A 24,028-nucleotide genomic window follows, 5' to 3' on the forward strand; every position below is an offset into this window, starting at 1 on the left:
TACCCTCCAATTTAATCGGCGATTCTTGTCACCTGCGTGATATTCGGAAGTTTTTTCAATTCGTCCATCACTTCTTTGTCCACATTTTGATCCACTTCGATGACCATCAATGCCATATGTCCCCTTTCTTTCCTAGATACTTCCATGTGTCCGATATTGATATCATATTTATAAAGACAATTCGCGACATTCGCGATGCAGCCTGAACGGTCTTCATGGACGACCAAAATCGCCGGATGATTGCCTGACAACCGGAGCGGAAAGCCGTTCAGTTCTGTAATCTCGATTTTGCCTCCGCCAATTGAAATACCCATCATCGACATTTCAGATTCATGGTCCCCAATGACGATGCGTGCTGTATTCGGGTGGTCGACATGACCTGTCTCAGGAATAAATTCGTAGGACATTCCCGCTTTTTCTGCTTCCTCGAACGAGGTTTTAATGCGTTCGTCAAAGGTATCGTAATCTAATAATCCACCGATAATGGCCACATCCGTGCTATGTCCTTTATAAGTTTCTGCAAATGATCCATAGAGATGAACCTTCGCCCATTCTGGCTGTCTGCCAAACAAATCCCTCGCCACTCTTCCGATGCGGGCTGCTCCCGCAGTATGCGAAGAAGATGGCCCAATCATGACCGGGCCGATTATATCAAAAACAGATTTGAACTTCATGGCTCAAACCCCTCACTTTCGGTTACGTATACTACTAGTTTACACGATTTCGACATATTTAACAAAAATAAAAAAGCGCATACATTCGTATGCGCCTTAGCTTTTTGACTTTATTAAAAAAATGAAAAGAAAAACTATTCTACAGCAAGTATGAATGGATACAAAGGCTGCTTGCCGTTATGGATTTCGACTTCGACTTCGCTGTTGAGAGACTCGATAAATTCGCCCAATTTCTCAGCATCTGCCGCTGACGCATCTTCTCCGTAAAGGATTGTAACGATTTCAGCATTGCTGTCCACCAGCTTTTTAGCCAGTTCTTCAGTTACGTGCTCCAAGCTGCTGTCAGAGACAACGATTTCCCCTTCGGAAATGCCCATGAAATCGTCTTTTTTGATGGCAATCCCATCAATCGACGTATCGCGGACTGCAAATGTCACAGATCCTGATTTCACATGTTTTGAAGCGCTCACCATGGCCGCTTGGTTGTCTTCCACAGAAGCACCGGGATTAAAGGCCAGCAAGGCTGACATTCCTTGAGGTACATCTTTTGTGGGTACGACAGCTGCTTCAATATTTAAAAGCTCTGCTGCCTGCTCTGCTGCCATGATGATGTTCTTGTTATTAGGGAGAATCAGTACGCGCTCTGCGCCGACCGATTTGACGGCATTGACAATATCTTCTGTTGACGGATTCATCGTCTGTCCGCCTTCGATGACATACGAAGCACCAATGCTGCGAAGCAATTCAGCAATTCCTTCGCCCATTGCAACAGTAATTACGGCATAAGGGTGTACGGTCTCCTGTTTTGGCGCATTTTTCTGGAAGTCTTTGCCTACAATATCGATGTGTTGCTGGCGCATATTTTCTATTTTCATGCTGACTAAACTTCCGTAATCCTGCCCATATGTAAGAACTTTTCCTGGTTCTTCAGAATGGATATGAATTTTCGCAATCTCGTCGTCAGAGATGACCAATAGCGAATCGCCATATCCGCTCAAATCAGAACGGAATAAAGCTTCGTTAAACTCTTTTTTGCCTTTTTCGAATTTCACCATGAATTCTGTGCAGTAGCCAAATTCAATATCTGCTGTATCCATGAAACTAGCAATGTTCTTATGGTGTTCAGCGCTAACCAAATCCGTCATTGAGTTGTGCGCGTGTTTTTCCGGCAACTCCTCGCCTTTCAATGAAGCAAGAAACCCTTCATAAACATAGACGAGGCCTTGCCCGCCGCTGTCGACGACCCCTACTTCTTTCAAGACCGGCAAAAGGTCCGGCGTCCGCTCCAAAGAAGCTTTCGCTTCAGTAACAACAGCCTCGAACCAAACGATGATATCTTTTTCCGTTTTAGAAACTTCCATACCTTTAGCAGCGGCATCTTTCGCAACTGTCAAAATCGTCCCTTCAACCGGTTTCATAACTGCCTTATAGGCTGTTTCGACTCCGTGCTGAAGAGCTTCCGCGAACTTAAGCGCTGTCAATTCTGATTCTGATGCAATGTATTTGCCGAAGCCTCTGAAAAGCTGTGAAAGAATAACGCCAGAGTTTCCACGTGCGCCCATCAACAGACCTTTAGATAAGGCACCGGCTGTTTTGCCGATGTGCTCTTCTGCCTGAGCGGTTGTCTCTTTCGCTCCAGAAGTCATTGATAAATTCATATTCGTTCCTGTATCGCCATCAGGGACTGGGAAAACATTTAATGCATCAACATAATCCGCATTTTGAAAAAGATGGTGAGATCCCATCTGCACCATTTCTGCGAACTTTACTCCATTCAATGACTTCATAACCGACTCTTCCTCCTCCTACGGGTTCGTTACACGAACTCCTTGGACAAAAATGTTTACTGCTTTTACTGACATACCTAATGTTTTTGTAATCGTATATTTTACTTTGGACTGGACCTGATAAGCCACTTCAGAAATTTTTGTTCCATAACTGATGATGACATACATATCCACAACCAACTCTTCATCTTCTTGGCGTACCAGGACTCCTTTGGCAAAATTTTCTTTGCGGAGTATATCTGTCAAGCCGTCCCGTATCTGATGTTTCGTTGCCATGCCTACGATGCCATAGCATTCAATTGCTGCGCCGCCTGCTATTTGGGCTATTACATCATTGGAAATATCGATTTGACCATATTCATTCTTTAATTCAATCGACATTGAAATTCCTCCTCGAGTCCTATTTCACTCTTATCATTCTACCTTAAAGCCTTATAGAAGAAAAGTCACCGTTTTGGGGTGTAAAGGTTTTTTTCTTTAAAGACCTCTAAATTTAGTTGCAAACGTAATATGTCTGTGGTAAATTATTAAAGTATGTGAAACGAAAAACGAACTGAAATTCTATCATAATTTTCAGCTTCACTTGTGAGGAGGGACTTACATGCCTAAAGTATGTGCAGTTAGTGGACGTAAAGCTCGCGCGGGAAATGCCCGTTCGCACGCAATGAATTCGACAAAACGTACATGGGGAGCAAACCTTCAAAAAGTTCGCATCCTTGTAGACGGTAAACCGAAACGTGTATGGGTTTCTGCGAGAGCAATGAAATCAGGAAAAGTTGAGCGCGTATAATCGCTCATCCATAATACCAGTGCTGATCAAATCAGCACTGGTATTTTTTCTTTGTGTGAAAGATGATTGATATACTAAATGGCTCTAAAGACTTTGCTTCTCACACATCGCTTCGGCCGCTTTGGGCATAGAACGCCAGTCTTCATGATTCAGTAATTCATTTGTATCATGAAGCGTTTCCTTAGTTCTTGTCCTCTTAAAAGCATAATCGAGTGAATTCTTAAGTTCAATTTACAGCAGAAAACAGGCAACGACAAAGGAAAACTCCTTTTCGTTGCCTGTTTTTGTTTGCATATAACATGCATCACGCATCCGAGCTTTCCACCATGAGGCACTCGCCCTTTTGGATGGTTACACTTCCACTTCCCAATAGCTCATTGCTGACAAAGCGAGTCGTACCAAATGGGAGTTCTTCGTTAGTGACAGGATATTTAAATCCGGACAACGTCAAGCCCGCGACTTCTTTCGCGAAGGGATAGAAGGAAACATACCGGTATCGCTGATCTTTTTCAACGTCATGAGTCCCGGGACTCAAGAAGCGAATTTGATTTTGATTGTTTAGCAGGACGAAGCGAGTTGCTGGAAATTCCTGTTGATACTTGAACAAGATATGCAATGCGCTCATGTAATGGTCCAGTCGCCCCCCTGTCACTCCCGTTAGTATGACAAAATCAGGTTGATAGGTCATCGCCGCCTCAAGCCCAAGTTCTGTATCAGATTGTTCTTTTTCTGACGGAGCACGTGACATTTCGGGCAATGCCTTCCGTATTCTTTCATAGTCTTCAGCGGTAACCGAGTCGAAATCTCCGACAGCTGCTACTGGCTGAATTCCTTTCGTGAGCAGTATGAGTGTTCCTGCGTCAACACCTATATACGAAGCTTCTGGAAAAAAAGAGAAATCCGGCAGTTCACCTGCCGGACCTCCTGCGATTAGAATGACGTTCACGAAATCGCCTCTTCTCCTGCTTTCTTGATTGCTTGAAGCGCCTCTACTCGGTCTTTTTTGCTGTAGATGGCGGAACCAGCTACAAAAATAGTCGCTCCTGCTTGTGCACAAGCTCCAATCGTTTCTTCATTGATCCCGCCATCGATTTCAATTTCGATGGACAACCCTTTTTCTTTGATCATGTCAGAAAGCTGTTTGACTTTCGGCACCACTGAATGAATGAACTTCTGTCCGCCAAACCCAGGATTGACGGTCATAAACAACACAAGGTCGATGTCTTCAAGAATATGCTGGATGGTCTCAATCGGTGTGTGGGGGTTCAGCACAACACCTGGTTTGACACCAAGCGAACGGATTAACTGGATTGTCCGGTGAAGGTGAGGACACGCTTCAACGTGGACGGTAATGAAATCAGCGCCCGCTTTTGCAAATTCTTCGATATAGCGATCCGGATTTTCAATCATCAAATGGACATCCATCGGCAATTTCGTTAACGGCCGTATTGCATTTAAGACAACTGATCCAAACGAGATGTTCGGAACGAAATGACCATCCATAACATCAATATGGATCCAATCGGCTCCTGCTTTTTCGACTTCTAAAACTTCTTCTCCAAGTTTCGCAAAATCTGCTGCTAGAATAGACGGTGCAATTTTAATCATTTGAATACCTCGGCTTTCGGCTCATAATTTCTTCTAAAAACTTCAAGTAATGCTTGTAGCGATATGCTGGAATTTCTTTTGTTTCAACTGCTGCTTTAATGGCACATTTAGGTTCGTTCATGTGTAAACATTCCCGGAACTTACAAGCATTAGAACGAGCCGCAAATTCTGGAAAACAAGCAGACAACTCTTCTCGTTCCATCGTTTCAAAGTCAAACGAACTAAACCCAGGAGTGTCGGCCAAAAGTCCATTATTGACGGCAATTAATTCGACATGCCGCGTTGTGTGTTTCCCTCGGTTTAAGGCTTTGGAAATATCGTCTGTCTTCAACTCTAACGAAGGCAAAATCGTGTTTAACAAAGTCGATTTGCCGACACCGGACTGACCTGCCAGAACGCTGATTTTGCCTTCAAGTACCGGCATTAAACGCTCTTTTAGGGCGTGGTCATTTATAAATGTTGGAATTACTTCATAGCCGATTTTTTCATAATCCGCAATATAATGCTGGATCTTTTCTTTTTCTGAGTCTTTTAGCAAATCCATTTTCGTCAAACAAATGATTGGTTGTATCGAATTGGATTCAATTGCTGTCAAAAATCGGTCCAATAGTAAGGGATGAAAGTCAGGTTGCTTGGCTGAAAAAACAAGGATAGCCTGATCGACATTCGTAATCGGTGGACGCACTAATTCGTTTTTTCGTTCATAAACATGCAGAATCGTGCCTTCCAAATCGTTATCCGCTTTATAATCTACATAATCTCCGACTAGCGGCGTAATTTGACGATTGCGGAAAACTCCACGTCCCCGGCACTGAATATAGCGCTTACCATCTTCATCCAGTACATAGTAAAACCCGCTTAATGCTTTTCTGATTTGACCTTTTGGCATCATTTCACTCCTTTCACTGCTAATTTATTCTACTTTTGAATAGTCAAAAGTCTCTTCTAAAATAATTGTAGAGTCGCGAACAATTCGGTAAGAAGCACTCTCCCCTTCAGCAATCTGCAGTTCAATGCGATGAGGCTGATCTTCAGTAATCGTAAACTCCTCGAACGGCTCCACCATTGTATGTGAATTGTCCTGAATATAAATCTGGACGGTCTGCTCTACCGGTTCTTCGCCTTCTGCAGCCGGTTCAGCCGGTTCAGCCGGTTCAGCCGGTTCATAAGGGATATCGACGGTATGGATATACGTTTTCATCGGCTGTTCCGCCACACCCGCCGACAAGATCACTTCAATCGTGCTGCCGGCTTCCAGCTGTTCTCCTGCTGCAGGAGTCTGGGACATAACTTTGCCTGCCTCGACTTCATCTGATGACTGTTCTGAAACGATGCGGATATTAAAGCCGGAAGAACGAGCATAATCGTTAAGGTTCTCTTCCGTAAATCCTGCCAGATCCTCGACGTCGCGCAGATCTTTCCCTTTGCTAACAATAAACTCGACATCGGTTTCACTAACGATGACATTTTCTCCGGCAGCCGGTTCTTGGTTTAGAATGGTGCCCACCGGTTCATTCGAAAATTCTTCAGTTGATTTCACAGAAGCGAAATTTTCATCTACTAATGCTTCTGATGCCTTTTCGATCGTGCTACCAACAAAATCGTCCATCTCAACCGTTTCTTTGCCCAAACTGGTAAACAATTGAACCTCTGTTTCACGGTCTCTCATTTTTCCAGCTTCGGGAATTGTCCGAATGATGTGATTTGCTTCAATCTGCTCTGAATATTCTTCGGTTTCTTCGCCAGCAGTAAAGCCAGCCGCTTGAAGCTCTTCAAGCGCTTCGTTGCGTTCCATCTCAGAAACATCCGGCACAGCGATTTGTCTCGGCTCAAACAATCCTGGAAAAGCAATTGCCAGAACCAGTCCGCCAATCAATAGAAAAGCCAGCACTCCCAGTATCCACGGCCATTTCTTTTTCTTTTCTCCAGAAGCTTTTGGCTCTTTTTTTGACCCGCTCAGTGGCAACGGCATCGTTTTGGTATCTGTAGCGCTAGTATAAGCAGCTGAGTCTTTAATGACGGGCATGGCACGTGTTTCATCCTGGTCGACAGGTACCATGAATTTCAGTTCATTCAACCGTTCTGGTAACAACACTGTAACCAGATCCGCTTCCATTTCATCAGCAGACTGATAGCGGTGCTGGATGTTTTTTGCAGTCGCCTTCAAGACGACGTTCTCCAAGCTTTGCGGCAGGTCGGGAACGGAATCACGTAAAGAGGGTGTTTCTGTCTGCAGGTGCTTTAATGCGATAGACACGGCCGATTCACCTGAAAACGGTAACTTTCCTGTGATCAATTCGTACATGACGATTCCGAGTGAATAGATATCGGATTTTTTATTGGCCATACCGCCACGCGCTTGTTCAGGCGATAAATAGTGGACAGTTCCCAACACCGAATTCGTTTGGGTATAGGAAGTCGCACTTAATGCCATCGCAATACCGAAATCGGATATTTTCACATTGCCTTCCGCATCCATCAAAATATTTTGCGGTTTGATGTCTCTGTGGACAATCTGGTTGTGATGAGCGTGCGCCAAAGCCGATGTCAGTTGTTTCATAATTTCAACAGCCCGCTCAGGAGATACTGGTGAATGTTCCATTATGTATTCCTTCAAGGTTTTTCCTGGAACATATTCCATCACCAGATAATGCACAGAGCCATCTTCGCCGACATCGAAAATATTGACAATGTTCGGATGCGCCAAACTGGTTGTAGACAAGGCTTCTCTTTGGAATCGCCTGCGCAGTTCTTCTTCATTGGAGAAATCATAGCGCAAAATCTTAATAGCGATATCCCGGTCCAAAATCATGTCATGTGCCAAATACACATTAGACATTCCACCGCCGCCGATCAATTCCTTGATCTTGTAACGGCCGTTTATGCTCTTGCCAATCAGCATGTTTATACCTCCTTATCCATAGAGGACAGAAGAATGAATGAAATATTATCTTCTCCTCCAAGATCGTTGGCCAGAGTTACCAGCTCCTGGCCCTTTTGAGATAAAGGAGCCGTTGAGCGAACGATAGAGGCAAGTTCTTCTTTCGGGATCTTATTGCTGAGACCATCTGAACAAATCAGTAAGTATGGAGCAGTCATAAATGAAAAATGAATCAGTTCTCTTTCAATACTTGCTTCGGTGCCAAGCGCACGAACAATCCAATTTTTCTTCGGATGCTCTTCCGCTTCTTCTTGGCTAATTTCTCCACTGTCCACCAGTACATTGACATAGGAATGGTCCCGTGTAATCTGCTCGATGCCCCCATTTATAAGATAAGCACGACTGTCTCCAATGTGACATAAAATCCCTTCATCGCCCTCAATCAAAGCCGCAACCAGCGTAGTTCCCATACCCTTGCACTCCAAATTTGCCATCGAATGGTCAAACACCAAACGGTTGATCGTCTGTATACGCTCAGAAAGCCATCTCTTCTTGTTGTCGAGTGTTGAAAAAGCCTTTGCCTCGTCATCTAAAAAATAGCGACTTAGTTGATCAACCGTCATTTTACTGGCAACATCTCCAGCTTTGTGTCCGCCCATTCCATCTGCTACTATAGCCAGAAGCAAACCGTCTGGCCGCTTCAGTACAGCCACGCTGTCTTCGTTCACTTCACGGATTTTACCCGTATCACTTTCTACCACATACTGGAACAAATCATGACACCCCGATTCTAGTCTTTGCCTGCTTTAAGCTGGTGCTGTCTTTTTGGACTTTTTGAAAGCTGCGATGAAAAAGCCATCACTTCCGTAATCCTGCGGAAATACCTGAACAAAGCCGGTATATTTGATGCCTAAAGATGCTGGCAATGCCACCTGGATTTTCTCCATTTCAGGATGCTCTTTCAGAAATCGTTCAGCTGTGCCTCTGTTTTCGACTGCATCTACTGTACAGGTGCTGTAGATCAGAATGCCCTCTTGCTTTAGTGAACGCGCGGCCTGGTCAAGCAGTTCAATTTGGATTTCCTGCAAACGTGCAAAATCTTCTTCTTTTTTCGTGTATTTAATATCAGGTTTGCGTTTAATGACACCTAATCCACTGCAAGGTGCATCCACCAGAATGCGATCGAACTTCTCTTCGCCAAAACGATCAACGCTTTGTTTGCCATCGCCAACTATTGTTTCAATAACTGAATGACCCAGTCGTACAGCGTTTTCATCGATTAGTTTTACTTTGTGCTGATGCAAATCAAGCGCATATAAAGTCCCGTTATTGTTCATTTTTTCAGCGATATGGGTGGTTTTTCCGCCTGGTGCTGCACACATATCAAGCACTGTCATACCTGGCTTGACTTGCAAAGCGTAAGCAGGAAACATGGAACTTTCATCTTGGATGGTAATAAAGCCTTTTTCGAAAGTGGCCGTTCTTGCAGGCTGACCATTTGTGATAACTAAACATTCAGGAATTAATTTACTTGACACAGCTTCTACCTCTTCAGACTCGAGCATCTCAATCACTTCTTCAACCGTTGCCCGAGCAGTATTAACTCGCACCGTCTGTAAAGGTGTCTTGTTATTTTCCAATGCCATTTCTCGCGTTTTTTCCAAACCAAACTGCTCTGCCCAGCGTCTGATCATCCATATCGGGTGACTTGTTTCGATGGAAATTTTCTCATATGGATCGCTAATTGTATTAAACGAACGAACACCGTTACGCTGCACTGAACGCAATACACCGTTGACAACAGACGCAACTCCCCCGTGCCCGCGGCGCTTAGCAATTTCGACTGCTTCGTGAACAACTGCATGTGCTGGAATCCGGTCTAAATAAACAATCTGATATAGAGACAATCTCAGTAAAGTTTTAACCCATGGTTCGATTTCCCCTTTTAAGTAAGGTTCCAAATAATAGTCTAACGTCATTTGGTGTTGCAGCGTGCCATACGTAATCTCTGTCAGTAAGCCTCTATTTTTCGCTGCGATGCCGTAGTTTTCGATGATTTGGTGAAGCAAAAGATTGCTGTAGGCTTGCTTGTTTTCAACTGCCCACAGAATCGAAAATGCAGCGTCGCGGACATTGCCTTGAAGTTTTTTGTTTTTCATTCGAATAAATCTCCTACCTGGATTTTAGGTCCTTTTAAATAGTCTCTTGCTGTCATGCGTTTTTTTCCGGAAGGTTGCAATTCAGTAATTGCCAAAACGCCTTCGCCGGTTTGCACTAAAATCGAATCTTCGGTCAAGCCGACTACTTGACCAGCTTGGCCGCTAGCGATCGAAGAAGTTTTTTCCGTCCACCAGATTTTCATGTTGGCGCTGTTGAAACTTGTATAGGCGACCGGCCATGGATAGAGTCCACGCACTTGGTTATAGATAGCTCTAGCTGATTTCGACCAGTCAATGCGCTCCTGTTCGCGTGAAATATTACGTGCGTAGGTAACAGCCTGTTCATCCTGCGGTATCCGTTCGTTGGTACCGGCAATAATTGCGGGCATTGTTTCTTTTAGAAGGTCACGTCCGCCAATGCTCAATTTTTCAAACATGCTACCGGTGTGATCCTGTTCTTCAATCGGAACAGTTACTTGGGAAATCATATCGCCCGCATCCAGGCGGTCTACCATGTACATGATGGTGACGCCGGTTTCAGGCTGGCCATCTATAATGGCTTGATGAATCGGTGCGCCTCCACGATATGCCGGAAGCAAAGAAGCATGCACATTGATAGCGCCGAGTTTTGGTGCTTCTAATAATTCAGTTGGCAAAATTTGACCAAATGCTGCCGTGACAATCAAATCAGCGCCCATATCCAGGACATGCTGAAGTTCTTCCGGATTTTTCAGTTTTTCTGGCTGATATACCGGCAACCCAAGACGCAGAGCCTCTTCTTTTACTGGCGTTGCAGTCATTACTTTTTTGCGCCCGACAGGTCTGTCCGGTTGTGTCACGACAGAAATGACTCTATACCCTTCTTCGACGAGCATGCGTAAAATCGGTGCAGAAAAAGCTGGAGTCCCCATAAATACAATTTTGGTCAAACCTGCTCCTCCTCTTCTTCTTGCTGGCGGATCATTTCATCTAACTCTTCTTGTGTAACATACTTCGTGATTTTTCTAGTAAACAAGATGCCATCTAAATGATCCATTTCGTGTTGGATGGCGCGGGCTTCGTAGCCTTCCGCTTCTAGTTCGTACCATGATCCGTCACGTTCTTGTGCTTTGATTTTGATGTGGTCGTAACGTTCAACTTCACCGAATGTTCCTGGGAAACTTAAGCAACCTTCAATATCGGTTTCAGCGCCTTCGAATAGCATCAATTCCGGATTGATCAGTTCAATCGGCTCTTGACCTTCACGAAAATCGACAAGGGCCGCACGTACTGCAACGCCTACTTGAGGGGCAGCAATGCCAACTCCATCAGATTCAACCATAGTTTCATGCATATCATCTAAAAGAACCGCTAAGTTCTTATCAAAAGTAGTCACGGCCAAACATTTTTTCTCTAATACTCTGTTCGGGTGCTTTATTACCATTCTAATTGACATATTCGTTTCCTCTTTTCTCTTACATAACCGATGTCGGATTCATGTCAATCGACAAGGTAGCGCCTTTTTTCAGCCACTCGGTACGATGCATTTTGATCAACTGCTGCATCGCATCGGTCAGTTTCGGTTCTTTTTTGTATTTTATCAAACATTGATAGCGATATCTATTGTTGACACGAGCAATCAACGACGCTGAAGGTCCGATGATCAAAGTTCCCGGGGACAGATGACTGTTCAAATAACGAACCGTTTGGTCGGCGTATTCAGCTACTGTCATCAAGTCTTCATGTGTAAACTGGATATTAACGACGTAATAATACGGCGGGTAGCCGCTCACTCTGCGCATAGCCATTTCCTGTTCGTAGAATGGCTCATACAATTGGTCTTTTGCTAGAGTGATGGCGTAATGTTCTGGCGTATACGACTGAACGAAGACCGTACCGGGGAGAATATCACGCCCGGCCCGTCCACTAACCTGTGTCAGCAGCTGATACGTTTTTTCCGCAGCCCGAAAATCAGGCAGGTGAAGAGTGGTATCCGCAGACAAGACTCCAACCAATGTGATATTCGGAAAGTCCAGTCCTTTGGCGATCATTTGTGTGCCCAGTAGGATGTCTGCCTTGCCTTCGCCAAACGCAGAAAGAATTTTTTCGTGTGCGCCTTTGGTACGTGTCGTATCAACATCCATTCGTAATACTCGCGCTTCCGGCACTACTTTTGCCAGCTCTTCTTCAACTTTCTGTGTGCCGGTTCCAAAAAACCGGATATGCTCACTTTCACATTCCGGACAGGTTTTCGGTACACGTTCGTCATAGCCGCAATAATGGCATTTCATCGTTTCGCTCGACCGGTGGTAAGTCAGCGAAATATCGCAATTCGGACATTGCATGACCGTACCACAATCACGACACAGCACAAACGCTGAATAACCGCGTTTGTTGAGAAACAACACAGTTTGTTGTTTTTTCTCTAAACGATCGCGAATAGCATCTGCCAATTGAACAGAGAACATGGAACGATTGCCGTTCCGCAATTCTTCACGCATGTCAACAATATGAACAGCTGGCAATGGTTGATTTTTTGCCCGTTTTTCCAGTACTAACAGTTCATAGACGCCTTTTTGTGCACGCGCGTATGATTCGAGTGAAGGTGTAGCACTGCCCAAAACAACTGGACAATTATGATATTCACTGCGCCAAATCGCCATGTCTCGTGCGTGATAGCGCGGAGAGTCGTCTTGCTTATAACTGGATTCATGCTCTTCATCTAGAATAATTAATCCTAAGTTCTGGAATGGTGCAAAAATGGCCGAACGTGCACCGACGACAACTTTTACTTCAGCTCGTTGGATTTTACGCCATTCGTCGTATTTCTCCCCAGCTGACAAACCGCTGTGAAGAACTGCAACTTGATCGCCGAACCGTTCTTTAAAGCGAACCGTCATTTGAGGTGTCAGTGAGATCTCAGGCACTAACATAATCGCTTCTTTGCCTTGCTTCAGCACTTTGTCGATAGTCTGTAAATAGATTTCCGTTTTCCCACTACCCGTAATGCCGTGCAATAAGAAGGTTTTCGGTGTATTTAACGCACTGTCAATGGAATCAAAAGCCGTTTGCTGCGCTTCGGTCAATTTTAAGAAAGATTTCTGTTCAATTGCTGTTAATAGCTTTGGATCGCGGTAAGATTCCATATTGGAAATCTGAGCTGCGCCTTTTTCAACCAAGCTGTAAATAGTTGGCAATGTAACCCCGGTTTCTTTTTGCAGTTGAGAAGATTCAATGGTCCGTCCTGCATTTTTCAAGAAATACTCCATTAGCTTTAATTGCTGTTTCGCATTTGCACGGATGTCTATAGCTTCTAACGCTTCTAAACTATCAGTGACGTGAATCATTCGCACTTTTTTTACAGCGGTTTGCTGCTGAATGTCCGTATCCGCTATAATGGTCCCTTTTTCCATTTCTTTTTTTAGTAACCCGTACACATCAACTGCATCTTGCAACCGAATAAAGGGTCGCTTCTCAAAATAAGGACGTAAAGGAGACGCAATTTCTTCAAGCGCCGCGTTTAGCACGAAACGCTTTTCGTATTTTGCACGCAAAGCTGCAGGTACCATGACTTGCAGCGCATCAATTTCAAAGCACACTGTCTGTTCTTTCATCCAATGAGCCATTTTCAATAATTCTCCATTTAACACAGGCATGACATCCATCAACTCATGGATAGGCTTTAGGCGTTTCGGATCAAACTCTGAAAATGGTTTAATTTTAGTGATAAACCCAAGTACTTTACGGTTACCAAACGGTACTTTGACACGCATTCCTGGCTCTGCCAAGACTTCCACTGCTGATGGAATGGCGTAATCAAAAGGCCGGTCGATCGGATGTGCAGCGACGTCTACGATAACTTCAGCTATCATGCTACGCTTCTTTATCCGTGATTAATTCCAGCAATTGGCGTGCCAATTGCTGTTTGGTCATCATTTCGAAAGCCTGCTCAAAGCCATGTTTTCCGTAAATCGTCACCCGGTTGGTATCCGATTCAAATCCCGCTTGTGCTTCTGATACATCATTCGCTACAATATAATCCGCATTTTTGCGCGTTAGTTTATCTTTGGCATATTGACTAACATTATTCGTTTCAGCTGCAAAACCAATTAATACTTGATTTTTTTTATGCTGACCAAGTTGCTTGAGGATATCGACTGTCCGCTCCAGAACGATCGTTGAATTACCTTCTTGTTTTTTTATCTTTTGATTAGCCATTGCTTCAGGTCTATAATCGGCTACTGCTGCCGTCTTGACGACATAATCTGCCGTCTCATAATGAGCTTCTACTGCCTGCAACATGTCTTCTGCGCTTTCTACTTGAACTAGTGTTACACCAGTTGGTACTGACAATGATACCGGACCACTAATCAAAATCGTTTCGGCACCCATCTCAGCTGCAGCTGCAGCCATGGCATAGCCCATTTTGCCGCTTGAGAAATTAGTCAAAAAACGGACTGGATCAATTCGTTCACGAGTCGGACCAGCTGTCACAACTACTTTTTTGCCGGCCATTTTATGCTCGCGTGAAAAATAGCCTTTGACCAATTCTGTAATTTTTTCCGGTTCTTCCAAACGGCCTTTGCCGACATAACCGCAAGCCAAAAACCCTTCAGATGGTTCGATAAAACGAATTCCATCTTCATGAAGCTGTTGAATGTTGCGTTTCACCGCCGGATGGTCGTACATGTGGACATTCATTGCGGGTGCAATCCAAATAGGGGCGGTTGCAGCAAGCAAAGTTGTCGTCACCATGTCGTCACCGATGCCGCAGGCTAGCTTGCCGATAACATTAGCCGTTCCCGGAGCTACGATAATCAGGTCTGCCCAATCCGCAAGATCAATATGCGCAATGACAGAAGAATCCTTTTCATCAAATGTATCCGTATAGACATCGTTTCTGGACATGACCTGAAAAGTCAGTGGCTGCACAAATTGCTGCGCTGACCCCGTCATAATCACTTTTACGGAAGCGCCGGCTTGTGACAGCTTACTGACCAGTGCAACGGCCTTATAGACGGCGATTCCTCCACTGACACATAATAGGATTTTGCGATTCTCCAACAACTCAAACACCCTTTCTAAACAACAAACTCCCAAAGAACAAATTTGCTCTGGGAGTCGTCTGTTGCGATTAATGGTTAAATTTCGTCTTCATATATTGCAAATTCGTCTTGTTTTTCTTGTGTCAAAACGCCGGCTGCTACTTCTTCAAGCGCTTTTCCAACCGATTTAACTGAAACATATGAATCCAATTTTTCATCACCGTGTTCGTGTAATTGGCGAGCACGCTTAGAAGCAAGTGCCACCAACGAGTATTTTGAATCAATTCGGCTTTTTAGTTTATCAACGGATGGGTATAACATCAGACATTCTCCTTTAGCATATCAAAATATCGTTTTTCAACACGTTCACGCTTGCAATGTTCTGCAATAATGATGGCATTGATTCGGTCACAGGCGTTTTCAACTTCATCGTTTTCCACAACATAATCGTATAGGTTCATCATTTCCAACTCTTGGCGAGCGGCTTGCAACCGGGAAGCAATAACTTCATCCGATTCTGTGCCTCGACCAACCAACCGTTCTTCTAATTCTGATAAGCTCGGCGGTGCCAAAAAGATAAACAAGCCATCCGGAACTTTCGAACGGACCTGTGCAGCGCCTTGTACTTCAATTTCTAAAAACACATCGCGACCCGCATCGCGCATTTTGTTAACGTACGCAAGCGGAGTGCCGTAATAATTCCCGACAAATTCCGCGTATTCAAGGAGCTGATCTAGTTGGATCAACTCTTCAAACTCACTACGAGTCTTGAAGAAATAATCGACTTCATCAACTTCCCCTTCCCGCGGCGACCTGGTCGTCATCGAGATGGAGTATTCGTAATTTGTATCTGGCTGTGAGAACAGCTCTTTTCGTACCGTGCCTTTGCCAACACCCGAAGGCCCCGATAGGACTATCAGCAGTCCACGTTGGTTTCTCATTTTATCCCTCATTTGCCTCGTCATCATTTTCTTCCAATCGAGGAAGCCTCGTCTCTGCAGATACCGCAGAAATCACCATATGGTCACTGTCCATAATGGAAATTGACCTGTTTTTTTGCTGGTGGCGTCAACCAGCAGCCCTTTACTGCGCGATTGCTGGATCAACCGCTTTGCCGGTGCAGCAACTGCCACAATCCGGCTAACCGAAATAGCATTGCCGCCGATGGAAATAAACTTTACGTTTTTCGCCAAACTCTTCACCGTCGTTCGCTGCTGATCCCAATTCTTCGTTTTCGAACTAACTGTCTTATTATATCATAATACACCCGGAAAATGATAAGATGGAACAAAACGATTTGAAAGAGGGATATTTAATGGCATTTGATGGATTATTCACAAAATCGATGACTGGCGAACTTCAACAACTGGTCACCGGCAGGATTTCAAAAGTTCATCAGCCCAACCAGCTTGAACTGCTTTTACATATACGTGCTCAAGGAAAAAATCATAAACTATTAATTTCGATTCACCCTTCGTATTCACGGATTCATTTGACGGCTGCGGCGAACGTCAATCCTTCCGAGCCACCAATGTTTTGTATGTTACTGCGTAAGCATATCGAAGGTGGCGTCATCACTGAGATTTCCCAGTATGGGATGGACCGCCTCATCATGCTGAAAATCAAAGCGAAAAATGAAATTGGTGATGATATTGAACGTGAGTTGCACGTCGAAATGATGGGACGACATTCGAACGTTATTTTAATCGATGCCGAGAGAACTATGATTCTTGACAGCCTGAAGCATTTGCCGCCGAGCGTCAATTCGTTTCGGACTATTCTTCCTGGACAACCCTATATTTTCCCACCATCACAAGAGAAAAAAGATCCATTTGAAGCGATCGACGAATTGAGCAAAGTCGAGCCGACTGAAATTGTCGGCCAATTTTCTGGCTTTTCTCCACTCAATGCCCGTGAGCTTGCGTTTCGTCTGGAAACTTCCGATGACAAGTCAGAAACCACTAAAGCATTTCTTGCTGATTTCTTGAAGGACAATCCGACCGGCTATTATGTCGAGCACCAGGGCAAAAGCTTCTTTTCTGCCAGTCCCTTGACTCATATCGAGGAAAACGGACTTGAATTCCCAACACTCGGTGAGCTACTCGACCGAATGTATTACGCCAAAGCTGAACGCGACCGTGTGAAACAACAAGCTGGTGATTTGGAAAGATGGCTGCAGAATGAAATTTCCAAGCTGAAACTCAAACTGAAAAAGTTAAAAAAAGAACAAGACCAAGCTGAAAAGCGCGATGTTCTTCAGTTAAATGGTGAATTAATTATGGCCAACCTTCACCGCATGACTAAAGGCATGAAGGAAATTGAAGTCGATAATTATTACAATGACGAAAAAGTGACCATCACATTAGATCCGCGGAAAACGCCGATTGATAATTCGCAACGCTATTACTCGCGCTATCAGAAAGCAAAAACAGCCGTTGTCAAAACGCAAGAACAAATCAGCAAAACTGAAGAAGATATCGAGTATTTCGAAACTTTAATGTCTCAAGTCCAACAAGCTGGTATTTCCGATATCGAGGAAATTCGTGAAGAACTAGCTGAACAAGGCTATATGAAAGTACAGAAATCAAAGAAAAAGAAAAAACCGACAAAGCCTTCTGTGGAACCCTATGTATCCTCTACCGGTACACCGATTTCAGTCGGTAAAAACAACAAGCAAAACGATTATGTAACGTTCAAAGTAGCATCAAAATCCGATACATGGCTGCACACTAAGGATATCCCTGGATCTCATGTCATCATTCATGACACCGATCCGGATGAGACGACTATACTTGAAGCAGCCACCATTGCCGCATACTTTAGCAAAGCGCGAGAGTCGTCTTCTGTTCCCGTCGACTACACCGAGGTGCGACAAGTGAAAAAACCAAATGGTTCAAAGCCAGGTTTCGTCATTTATTTCGAACAGAAAACGGTATTTGTGACGCCTGACGAAGAACTGGTAATCAAATTAAAGAAATAGTTTTGGGTGCCGGAAAGCTTTTTGCTTTCCGGTTTTTTTACAGTAAGAATTATATAAGTTGCATTAAAAAAATAGCTTTTTCAACTCAACGAGGTAGGGAAACGAAAAAATCGCTCCAGATGGACGCTTTGGGACCACAGGATGCGGGTCATGCAACTGGCACGACAGGACGTCGCCCCAGCCCCCTCATCGCAAGCTCCTGCGGGGTCTCCTGGATGTCGCTTCACTGCTCCAGCAGGACAGGCATTGAACAAAGAGAGTTCGGGCAATGGCTTTGCGGCAGGAGCACATCTTCGCCGTCTTGCGCTCTTTCTTCTAAGCATCCTTGAGTAACAAGTCATCCGGATACGGAGCAAATCAGCGGAGACTCTTATCAGAGCAGCGTAAATGACATGGAAAGAAATCCACTCAGAACAGCCCGATTTCGTTCGGCACCAGCTCTTAGCAGCTGATTTGCGGAACATTAGCAGGCCGGAATCATTAATTCAACTTAATATAGTTCTGAAAAATTTTTCTTTATAATCACTTCGGGCGCTATGGGCATGGCTTTCGCGATAAGCCGAGAAGAGCACTCGTCTTTTCGCTTCGCCTAGCCCGTGGACGCGCCGGCGCTTGAGATTTGAATGAGTGGGTTCTTTCTTTTGTAGAAAGAAGGCATTATTTTAGTTTACATAATAAAAATATTTTTTAAAAAGAGTTTTCTTTTAATTGAAGCCTGGGACATTGCCCTACACAAGAAGAAATGCTATGTTCTTAAAGGATTCAAATTTAAGGGGGCTTTATTGCATGAGTACATATTTTTCGAAGAAAAAGACGGTTTTAACCACAGGAGCGGTCGTTGCGTTATTGTTAACAGGGTGTAGTAATGAGGAAAATACAGCGGAAGAAGAAAAAACAGCGTGGGCTGAAATTCAAGAAAAAGGATCCATGACTGTAGCCACTTCTGGTACTTTACTGGCCACTTCTTTTCGCGATGCAGAGTCTGATGAGTTAACTGGTTTTGAAGTTGAAGTTGTACGAGAACTTGGCGAACGACTCGATTTAGACATCGATTTTACTGAGCTTGGATTTGATGAAATGCTGACAAGTGTCAATACCGGTCAAATTGACCTTGCCGCGAACGACATTGAAATTACCGAGGACCGTGCTGAACAGTTTGTTTTTTCGACTCCGATTAAATATTCTTATGGTACTGCAGTTGTTCGGAAAGATGATTTGTCCGGTATTGCGACTCTGGAAGACTTAGCAGGAAAAAAAGCAGCGGGTGCTTCTACATCAATTTATATGGAAATTGCTCGTGACTACGGTGCAGAAGAAGTGACGTATGACAATGCAACGAACGAAGTGTATTTACGTGACGTTTCAATTGGACGCACAGATGTCATTCTCAATGACTATTATTTATCAACATTTGGCGTTGCTGCTTTTCCTGAGTTGAATATCACCATTCACCCAGATATTAAATATGCACCATCAGAAGTTGGGCTTGTTATGAACAAAGACAATACAGAGCTTGCCGATAACGTCAATAAAGCTTTGGAAGAAATGCTGGAAGACGGCACCATTACGGAAATTTCCGAAGAGTTTTTCGGTGGTGCAGATGTCTCTGTCAAACCTGATATTGAAGAGAATTAAACAGGAGGTCGTCTGATGAATGATATTGAATGGGGACTGTTGTTTGATCCTGCCTTAGCGATCGAATCTCTGCCTTATGTATTAGAAGGCATTGGATACACGTTGCTGATATCTATTGTCAGTATGATTATCGGTATGGTTATTGGCTTTTTCCTGTCTCTTGCCAGAACGTCTAGAGTAAAAATTCTACAATTTCCTGCACGTCTTTATATTTCCTTTATGAGAGGCGTGCCGATTCTTGTTATCCTGTTCTTGCTGTATTTTGCATTGCCGGTCGTCGGCATCGAATTTACTGCTGTACAAGCGGCTTTAATCGGCTTCACCATTAACAGTGCCGCTTATATTGCTGAGGTTTTCCGTTCTTCTTTGGCATCGGTTGATAAAGGGCAATGGGAATCCTCGACTGCACTTGGATTGACCTACTGGCAATCTATGCGCCGCATTATTCTTCCTCAATCTATTCGTATTGCAATTCCGCCTTTATCAAATGTTTATCTGGACTTAATCAAAGCCTCTTCATTAGCTGCCATGATTACCGTTCCAGAGATTTTTCAAAAAGCGCGCATTGTAGGTGCACGTGAATACGATTTATTAACCATGCTGATTTTGGTGGCGCTGATTTACTGGGCTATTTGTTCGGTAATGACCATTTTACAAAATTATCTTGAAAAACGCTACGCAGATTATTTATAAGAAAATGCATCCGGAGATTTTTCTCTAGGATGCATTTTTATATTTATTCGCTCTCATTCTGAGGCATATAGAGAACTCCACACATATGACCATCCAGGTCTTTGAAACTCCAGGCATACATGTATTCATTGTCCATTTTTTCATTGGCTGACTGGCCGCCCGCTTTAAACGCATCGTTTACCAATTCATCAACATCTGCTTTACTGCTGACAGAAATGGCTGTAATGACTTCCGCATAGTTTGTCGTGTCTGCAATTTCCCTTTTTGAAAAGCTCTTGAAATAATCCTCTGTCAGTAACATCGCATAAATCGTTGGTCCAATGATCATACAGGCCGCATTCTGGTCCGTCATCTCTTCCTCAAATCCAAATCCGATTTCTTCAAAAAAAGCTTTGGAGCGTTCCAGCTTCTTCACCGGCAAATTGACGAAAATATGGCTCGCTTGGACACTCATGCTTTTTGCCCCCCTTTTTTCTTTTTCTGTTCACCACCATCTATTCGCCGCAGCTTTCTGATCCTCCTGCTAAGAGAAAAAGATCCTCAGAAATGATCTTTAGGCTAGACGATACCGCATCAAATACGGCAGTACAAGAATGTTGGCAGGGATGATCACTAACACAGCCAATATAAATGCTTGCGTGCTAGTTGGATAAGATACAAGATTAAAAGCAAAAATTGATCCTACTAATAGTAAAGACGCTAGAATGCGTGACAGAAATTGGACTTTATGAAGCTTTCCGCAATTCGTGCAAGCAATCGGCTTATAGGCAGCCACAAGGATTTGCTGACTTGTTTCCAGGTAAATCGCGCGTGGCATATTACACATTGCTGCATCATTTGCCTGCTTTCAGCTAATCTACGTATTGCTTTGCTTCGAGCAGTGACCAACCAAATTCCTGTCGTGTACGCTTGACAGCTTCAACTGTTTTTCCTTTTTGTAGAAGTTCCAGAAGCACTTCATCAACGTCCCTTTCTGCTAAATCTATGCCCTGTGTTGTTTGTTTGAGCAATTTTTCGACATGTCTGACTCTTTTTCCCCAGCGCTTCAATTCGTTTTTCCGAGGCGGTATATAAAATATAGCCAGCTATAAAAATAGTACCGATTATGATAATAATCCAAGTTAAATCCATTTTTTCAGCCTCCTAAATAAGTTTTTCCACGGTGGTAAAATCCGTCCATTTCTTCTTCCGGCACTAAAGCGCCACCAGTTGACCATCCAATATGAGTAGCAGTAGCCATCGGAATTTGATTGGTTTCAGCATAACTAGAAGCCTTGATTCTCAAAGGACCCAGCAATCCTGCTGTAGCAGAGGGTTCAACGAAGATTGCTTCACTATCTGCTAAAAGAGTCAATAATTTAAATAACTCCTGATCTTCAATGGTATAGATGCCGCTTACGGTTTTTTCACTGATGCCCGAAGCAAAGCTCGATGGCCTGCCGACAGCTAGTCCATCACCTTCTGTAACATTGTCTATACCGAAATCCTGGACGCTGAGCTTTTCTTTTTCACCCGTCATTAATCCGATTAACACTGCAGGAGAATGAGTCGGTTCAACAAAAAAGCAATGAACTGCATCACCTAAAACTTGCTTAAGGCCGAAAGCAATGCCACCGGGAGCCCCGCCTACTCCACAAGGTAAATAGACAAAAAGTGGATGGTTGGCATCTACTGGAATGTCTGCATCGTCTAGTTGCTGCTTGAGCCGAAAAGCAGCGACGCTATACCCTAAAAATAAGTGTTTGGACTTTTCGTCATCGACAAAATAAGCATCGGACTTTGCAAGTGTTGTCTCTCGCCCCGCCCAAATAGCTTCACTGAAATCTCCTTCGAATTCCACTACAGTTGCTCCTTTTTCACGTAGCAAGTCTTTTTTCCATTGTTTAGCGTCTGAAGACATATAAACGGATACTTGGAAACCGAGTTTAGCGCTGATGATGCCGATACTCAGTCCTAGATTTCCAGTAGAACCGACACCAATAGAATAACGACTGAAAAAGTGCTTGAACCCGTCAGAAGAAAACTGCTCGTAAGATTGTTCGGTTGTCAGCATTCCTGCATCAATGGCTAGTTTTTCTGCGTGATGCAGTACTTCATAAACACCACCACGTGCTTTAATAGATCCAGCAATCGGTAATTCGTTATCGCATTTCAAAAATAGTTTTCCTTCAATTTTTGCATCGTAATGGTCGTTGAGTTGCTGTTTCATACCAGAAATCTCGCGCAGCGGTGATTCCACAATACCTTTGGCTGCTGCAGTTTCTGGAAATTCTGCTGCTAAATATGGTGCGAATCGCTGCCAAAGAAGCTCTGCCTCTTTCATATCCGCGAAACTTACTGGCAATCCGGACATGTCATTCTTTTTTTGAAGCTTCGGATTTAGCCAGACAACTGGTTTTAAACTTACAATGTTTTCAAGTAATGGATATTTTGCAACCCAGCTGTTTAGTTGTTGCTGCATGGTCATACAAATCCCCTTCCGTTCGATTGGCTTGTTCATTTCATCATACAGGACAATCGAAGAAAATTCATCCTTATACTGGAAGGGTCTATTGTCCGCTTGATAGCTTGCCAAAACCTTTGCTTAAGCCCAACATGACAATTCCAATCAATAGAAATGCCCACCATGCCACATGAACGACTGGACCAATTCCATCAAAGAGAAAGGCAATCCCTAGCATAAAAGCAAATATTACCATGCCATATAATCCGCTCTTCACGTAAAACTTCCATTGCTGATTTTTTGGTTTGAAGATAGAAGAACGAATAATCTTAAAAATTAATCTGATGCTCAACGTACCAAACAAACTGACTGTTAATAAAATCAACAAGATACTGCCAAGCGCCACCTCATTGCTCCATGCAGTAAAAGTAGAAAAAACAACATTTATAATCCCGTAAGTAATGGCAAACCAGCCCACTAATCCAGCCAATCCTGAAGCCGCAAGCCAATAAATATTTCTTCGCTTTTGGCTAGGCAGATTTGCAATCAACTCATCTGCATAGGCTTGTGGTGAATCCCCGAAGAGGTCTGCTGCATTTTTCTTATATTCCTGTGCTTCTAATAAATGATCCAGTAAGTCCATTAAAATTTCTTCACTTGCATGCTCATCAACGCGGAGGTCCGTTCGAATATATACTAACAGGTCTTCATAAACTCGTTCATTTTCAGTATTCAAAAGCTCTCTTTTATCGTTATTTTCCTTAATCAGTTCAGTCGGTCCTCTCATCTTGTCCACCCCTTTTCAGTAATTGGCTGACCGGCTTGGCGATTTGAAGCCATTCAAGAGCCATTTGTTCTAACTCCACTTTTCCTTCATCGGTCAAAAAATAATACTTACGGTTCGGCCCGGCTGCAGAAGGTCTCATTTCACCGCGGATAAAGCCATTTTTCTGTAACCGAAGCAGGACTGGATAAATGGTGCCATCGCTAATGTCCGGCAAACCGATCTCTTGCAGCTTTTGCGAAAGTTCATAGCCATAGACCGGCTTCTCTTCCACTACGGCCATTACACAAGCTTCTAAAACCCCTTTTAGCAATTGACTTCTAAGAGCCATATCAGTCTCTCCCTTCGGTACTTGGTAATGCAAGATAGTGTCTTAAAAAAATAACTACCTTGCATTACCAACTAGTTATTTTCATTGTATTCAATTATTTTTATTTTGTCAATCATTTATATTGCAATTTATATTGCGAGCTAGGAAGTAATTAATTGCTATCTTTTGCTTTGGTTACTTTTTCATATCACTTTGATGTGGACAAGAAAGACATTGTCTTTACTTTCTTATATCGCTTC

26 protein-coding genes are annotated in these 24,028 nt (G+C 43.6%); 4 read left to right on the forward strand and 22 right to left on the reverse strand.

What is annotated here, in order from left to right:
* Nucleotides 1–11: 11 nt before the first annotated feature.
* The 3 genes from sdaAB to BBH88_RS12035 all read right to left on the reverse strand — a co-directional run bounded on the left by sdaAB (nt 12) and on the right by BBH88_RS12035 (nt 2,842).
* Nucleotides 12–674 carry an L-serine ammonia-lyase, iron-sulfur-dependent subunit beta gene (gene sdaAB, locus BBH88_RS12025; RefSeq protein WP_006828285.1) on the reverse strand — a complete coding sequence of 221 codons (663 nt, stop codon included), beginning with the start codon at nt 672–674 and terminating at the stop codon, nt 12–14.
* 134 nt (nt 675–808) lie between these two features.
* Nucleotides 809–2,461, reverse strand: coding sequence for a DAK2 domain-containing protein (locus BBH88_RS12030; RefSeq protein ID WP_006828286.1), 1,653 nt, complete (start codon nt 2,459–2,461; stop codon nt 809–811).
* Between the two features lie 18 nt (nt 2,462–2,479).
* Nucleotides 2,480–2,842: an Asp23/Gls24 family envelope stress response protein gene (locus BBH88_RS12035; RefSeq protein WP_006828287.1), complete on the reverse strand. Its 363-nt coding sequence runs from the start codon at nt 2,840–2,842 to the stop codon at nt 2,480–2,482.
* 220 nt (nt 2,843–3,062) lie between these two features.
* Here BBH88_RS12035 and rpmB point away from each other — a divergent pair, with 220 nt between their 5' ends.
* On the forward strand, nt 3,063–3,251 hold the full coding sequence (gene rpmB, locus BBH88_RS12040) for a 50S ribosomal protein L28 (RefSeq protein WP_006828787.1): 189 nt from the start codon (nt 3,063–3,065) through the stop codon (nt 3,249–3,251).
* 304 nt (nt 3,252–3,555) lie between these two features.
* Here the strand turns inward: rpmB and BBH88_RS12045 are convergent, their stop codons facing one another.
* From BBH88_RS12045 to BBH88_RS12105, 13 genes are all read right to left on the reverse strand, one after another.
* Complete coding sequence (locus BBH88_RS12045; protein ID WP_006828788.1) at nt 3,556–4,197, reverse strand: thiamine diphosphokinase; 642 nt, start codon at nt 4,195–4,197, stop codon at nt 3,556–3,558.
* Nucleotides 4,194–4,859, reverse strand: a complete 666-nt coding sequence (rpe, locus tag BBH88_RS12050) for a ribulose-phosphate 3-epimerase (protein ID WP_006828789.1) — start codon at nt 4,857–4,859, stop codon at nt 4,194–4,196. Before rpe ends, BBH88_RS12045 begins: the two co-directional genes overlap by 4 nt.
* Nucleotides 4,852–5,748 (reverse strand): ribosome small subunit-dependent GTPase A, encoded by an 897-nt coding sequence (rsgA, locus tag BBH88_RS12055; RefSeq protein ID WP_006828790.1) that lies wholly within the window; start codon nt 5,746–5,748, stop codon nt 4,852–4,854. Before rsgA ends, rpe begins: the two co-directional genes overlap by 8 nt.
* A 24-nt stretch (nt 5,749–5,772) precedes the next feature.
* Nucleotides 5,773–7,761 carry a Stk1 family PASTA domain-containing Ser/Thr kinase gene (gene pknB, locus BBH88_RS12060; protein ID WP_065536756.1) on the reverse strand — a complete coding sequence of 663 codons (1,989 nt, stop codon included), beginning with the start codon at nt 7,759–7,761 and terminating at the stop codon, nt 5,773–5,775.
* 2 nt (nt 7,762–7,763) lie between these two features.
* Nucleotides 7,764–8,513, reverse strand: coding sequence for a Stp1/IreP family PP2C-type Ser/Thr phosphatase (locus tag BBH88_RS12065; protein WP_006828792.1), 750 nt, complete (start codon nt 8,511–8,513; stop codon nt 7,764–7,766).
* Between the two features lie 33 nt (nt 8,514–8,546).
* Nucleotides 8,547–9,899, reverse strand: a complete 1,353-nt coding sequence (gene rsmB / locus BBH88_RS12070) for a 16S rRNA (cytosine(967)-C(5))-methyltransferase RsmB (RefSeq protein ID WP_065536755.1) — start codon at nt 9,897–9,899, stop codon at nt 8,547–8,549.
* Nucleotides 9,896–10,828, reverse strand: a complete 933-nt coding sequence (gene fmt, locus BBH88_RS12075) for a methionyl-tRNA formyltransferase (RefSeq protein WP_006828794.1) — start codon at nt 10,826–10,828, stop codon at nt 9,896–9,898. Before fmt ends, rsmB begins: the two co-directional genes overlap by 4 nt.
* Entirely contained in the window at nt 10,825–11,334 is a 510-nt protein-coding gene (def, locus tag BBH88_RS12080; RefSeq protein ID WP_065536754.1) for a peptide deformylase, read from the reverse strand. Before def ends, fmt begins: the two co-directional genes overlap by 4 nt.
* Before the next feature lie 19 nt (nt 11,335–11,353).
* The gene (gene priA / locus BBH88_RS12085; RefSeq protein WP_065536753.1) at nt 11,354–13,750 is read right to left on the reverse strand and encodes a primosomal protein N'; all 2,397 of its coding nucleotides are present in this window, start codon (nt 13,748–13,750) and stop codon (nt 11,354–11,356) included.
* 1 nt (nt 13,751) lies between these two features.
* A complete protein-coding gene (coaBC, locus tag BBH88_RS12090) occupies nt 13,752–14,945 on the reverse strand; it encodes a bifunctional phosphopantothenoylcysteine decarboxylase/phosphopantothenate--cysteine ligase CoaBC (protein WP_040851928.1) in 1,194 nt (397 codons plus the stop codon).
* A 74-nt stretch (nt 14,946–15,019) separates the two neighbouring features.
* Nucleotides 15,020–15,244 carry a DNA-directed RNA polymerase subunit omega gene (gene rpoZ, locus BBH88_RS12095; protein ID WP_006828798.1) on the reverse strand — a complete coding sequence of 75 codons (225 nt, stop codon included), beginning with the start codon at nt 15,242–15,244 and terminating at the stop codon, nt 15,020–15,022.
* Nucleotides 15,244–15,864: a guanylate kinase gene (gmk, locus tag BBH88_RS12100; protein ID WP_006828799.1), complete on the reverse strand. Its 621-nt coding sequence runs from the start codon at nt 15,862–15,864 to the stop codon at nt 15,244–15,246. The genes rpoZ and gmk overlap by 1 nt, the downstream gene beginning before the upstream one ends.
* A gap of 72 nt (nt 15,865–15,936) precedes the next feature.
* The gene (locus BBH88_RS12105) at nt 15,937–16,125 is read right to left on the reverse strand and encodes an extracellular matrix/biofilm biosynthesis regulator RemA family protein (RefSeq protein ID WP_006828800.1); all 189 of its coding nucleotides are present in this window, start codon (nt 16,123–16,125) and stop codon (nt 15,937–15,939) included.
* Nucleotides 16,126–16,238: 113 nt separating this feature from the next.
* On the opposite strand from BBH88_RS12105, the gene BBH88_RS12110 reads away from it, so the two are divergent.
* From BBH88_RS12110 to BBH88_RS12125, 3 genes are all read left to right on the forward strand, one after another.
* Complete coding sequence (locus BBH88_RS12110) at nt 16,239–17,903, forward strand: Rqc2 family fibronectin-binding protein (protein ID WP_006828801.1); 1,665 nt, start codon at nt 16,239–16,241, stop codon at nt 17,901–17,903.
* 786 nt (nt 17,904–18,689) lie between these two features.
* Complete coding sequence (locus BBH88_RS12120) at nt 18,690–19,538, forward strand: transporter substrate-binding domain-containing protein (RefSeq protein ID WP_065536752.1); 849 nt, start codon at nt 18,690–18,692, stop codon at nt 19,536–19,538.
* A gap of 12 nt (nt 19,539–19,550) precedes the next feature.
* Entirely contained in the window at nt 19,551–20,231 is a 681-nt protein-coding gene (locus BBH88_RS12125; protein WP_040851931.1) for an amino acid ABC transporter permease, read from the forward strand.
* Nucleotides 20,232–20,274: 43 nt separating this feature from the next.
* Here BBH88_RS12125 and BBH88_RS12130 read toward each other — a convergent pair whose 3' ends face one another.
* From BBH88_RS12130 to BBH88_RS12150, 6 genes are all read right to left on the reverse strand, one after another.
* The gene (locus BBH88_RS12130; RefSeq protein ID WP_006828805.1) at nt 20,275–20,685 is read right to left on the reverse strand and encodes a VOC family protein; all 411 of its coding nucleotides are present in this window, start codon (nt 20,683–20,685) and stop codon (nt 20,275–20,277) included.
* Between the two features lie 99 nt (nt 20,686–20,784).
* A complete protein-coding gene (locus BBH88_RS19250; protein ID WP_154669160.1) occupies nt 20,785–21,057 on the reverse strand; it encodes a hypothetical protein in 273 nt (90 codons plus the stop codon).
* A 134-nt stretch (nt 21,058–21,191) separates the two neighbouring features.
* Entirely contained in the window at nt 21,192–21,362 is a 171-nt protein-coding gene (locus BBH88_RS19255; protein ID WP_154669161.1) for a hypothetical protein, read from the reverse strand.
* A 4-nt stretch (nt 21,363–21,366) separates the two neighbouring features.
* Nucleotides 21,367–22,698, reverse strand: coding sequence for a D-serine ammonia-lyase (locus BBH88_RS12140; protein ID WP_006828807.1), 1,332 nt, complete (start codon nt 22,696–22,698; stop codon nt 21,367–21,369).
* 82 nt (nt 22,699–22,780) lie between these two features.
* Nucleotides 22,781–23,461: a DUF1129 family protein gene (locus BBH88_RS12145; RefSeq protein ID WP_006828808.1), complete on the reverse strand. Its 681-nt coding sequence runs from the start codon at nt 23,459–23,461 to the stop codon at nt 22,781–22,783.
* Nucleotides 23,445–23,789: a PadR family transcriptional regulator gene (locus BBH88_RS12150; RefSeq protein WP_006828809.1), complete on the reverse strand. Its 345-nt coding sequence runs from the start codon at nt 23,787–23,789 to the stop codon at nt 23,445–23,447. Before BBH88_RS12150 ends, BBH88_RS12145 begins: the two co-directional genes overlap by 17 nt.
* Nucleotides 23,790–24,028 lie beyond the last annotated feature (239 nt).

The organism is Planococcus antarcticus DSM 14505 (assembly GCF_001687565.2).
GTDB lineage: Bacteria > Bacillota > Bacilli > Bacillales_A > Planococcaceae > Planococcus > Planococcus antarcticus.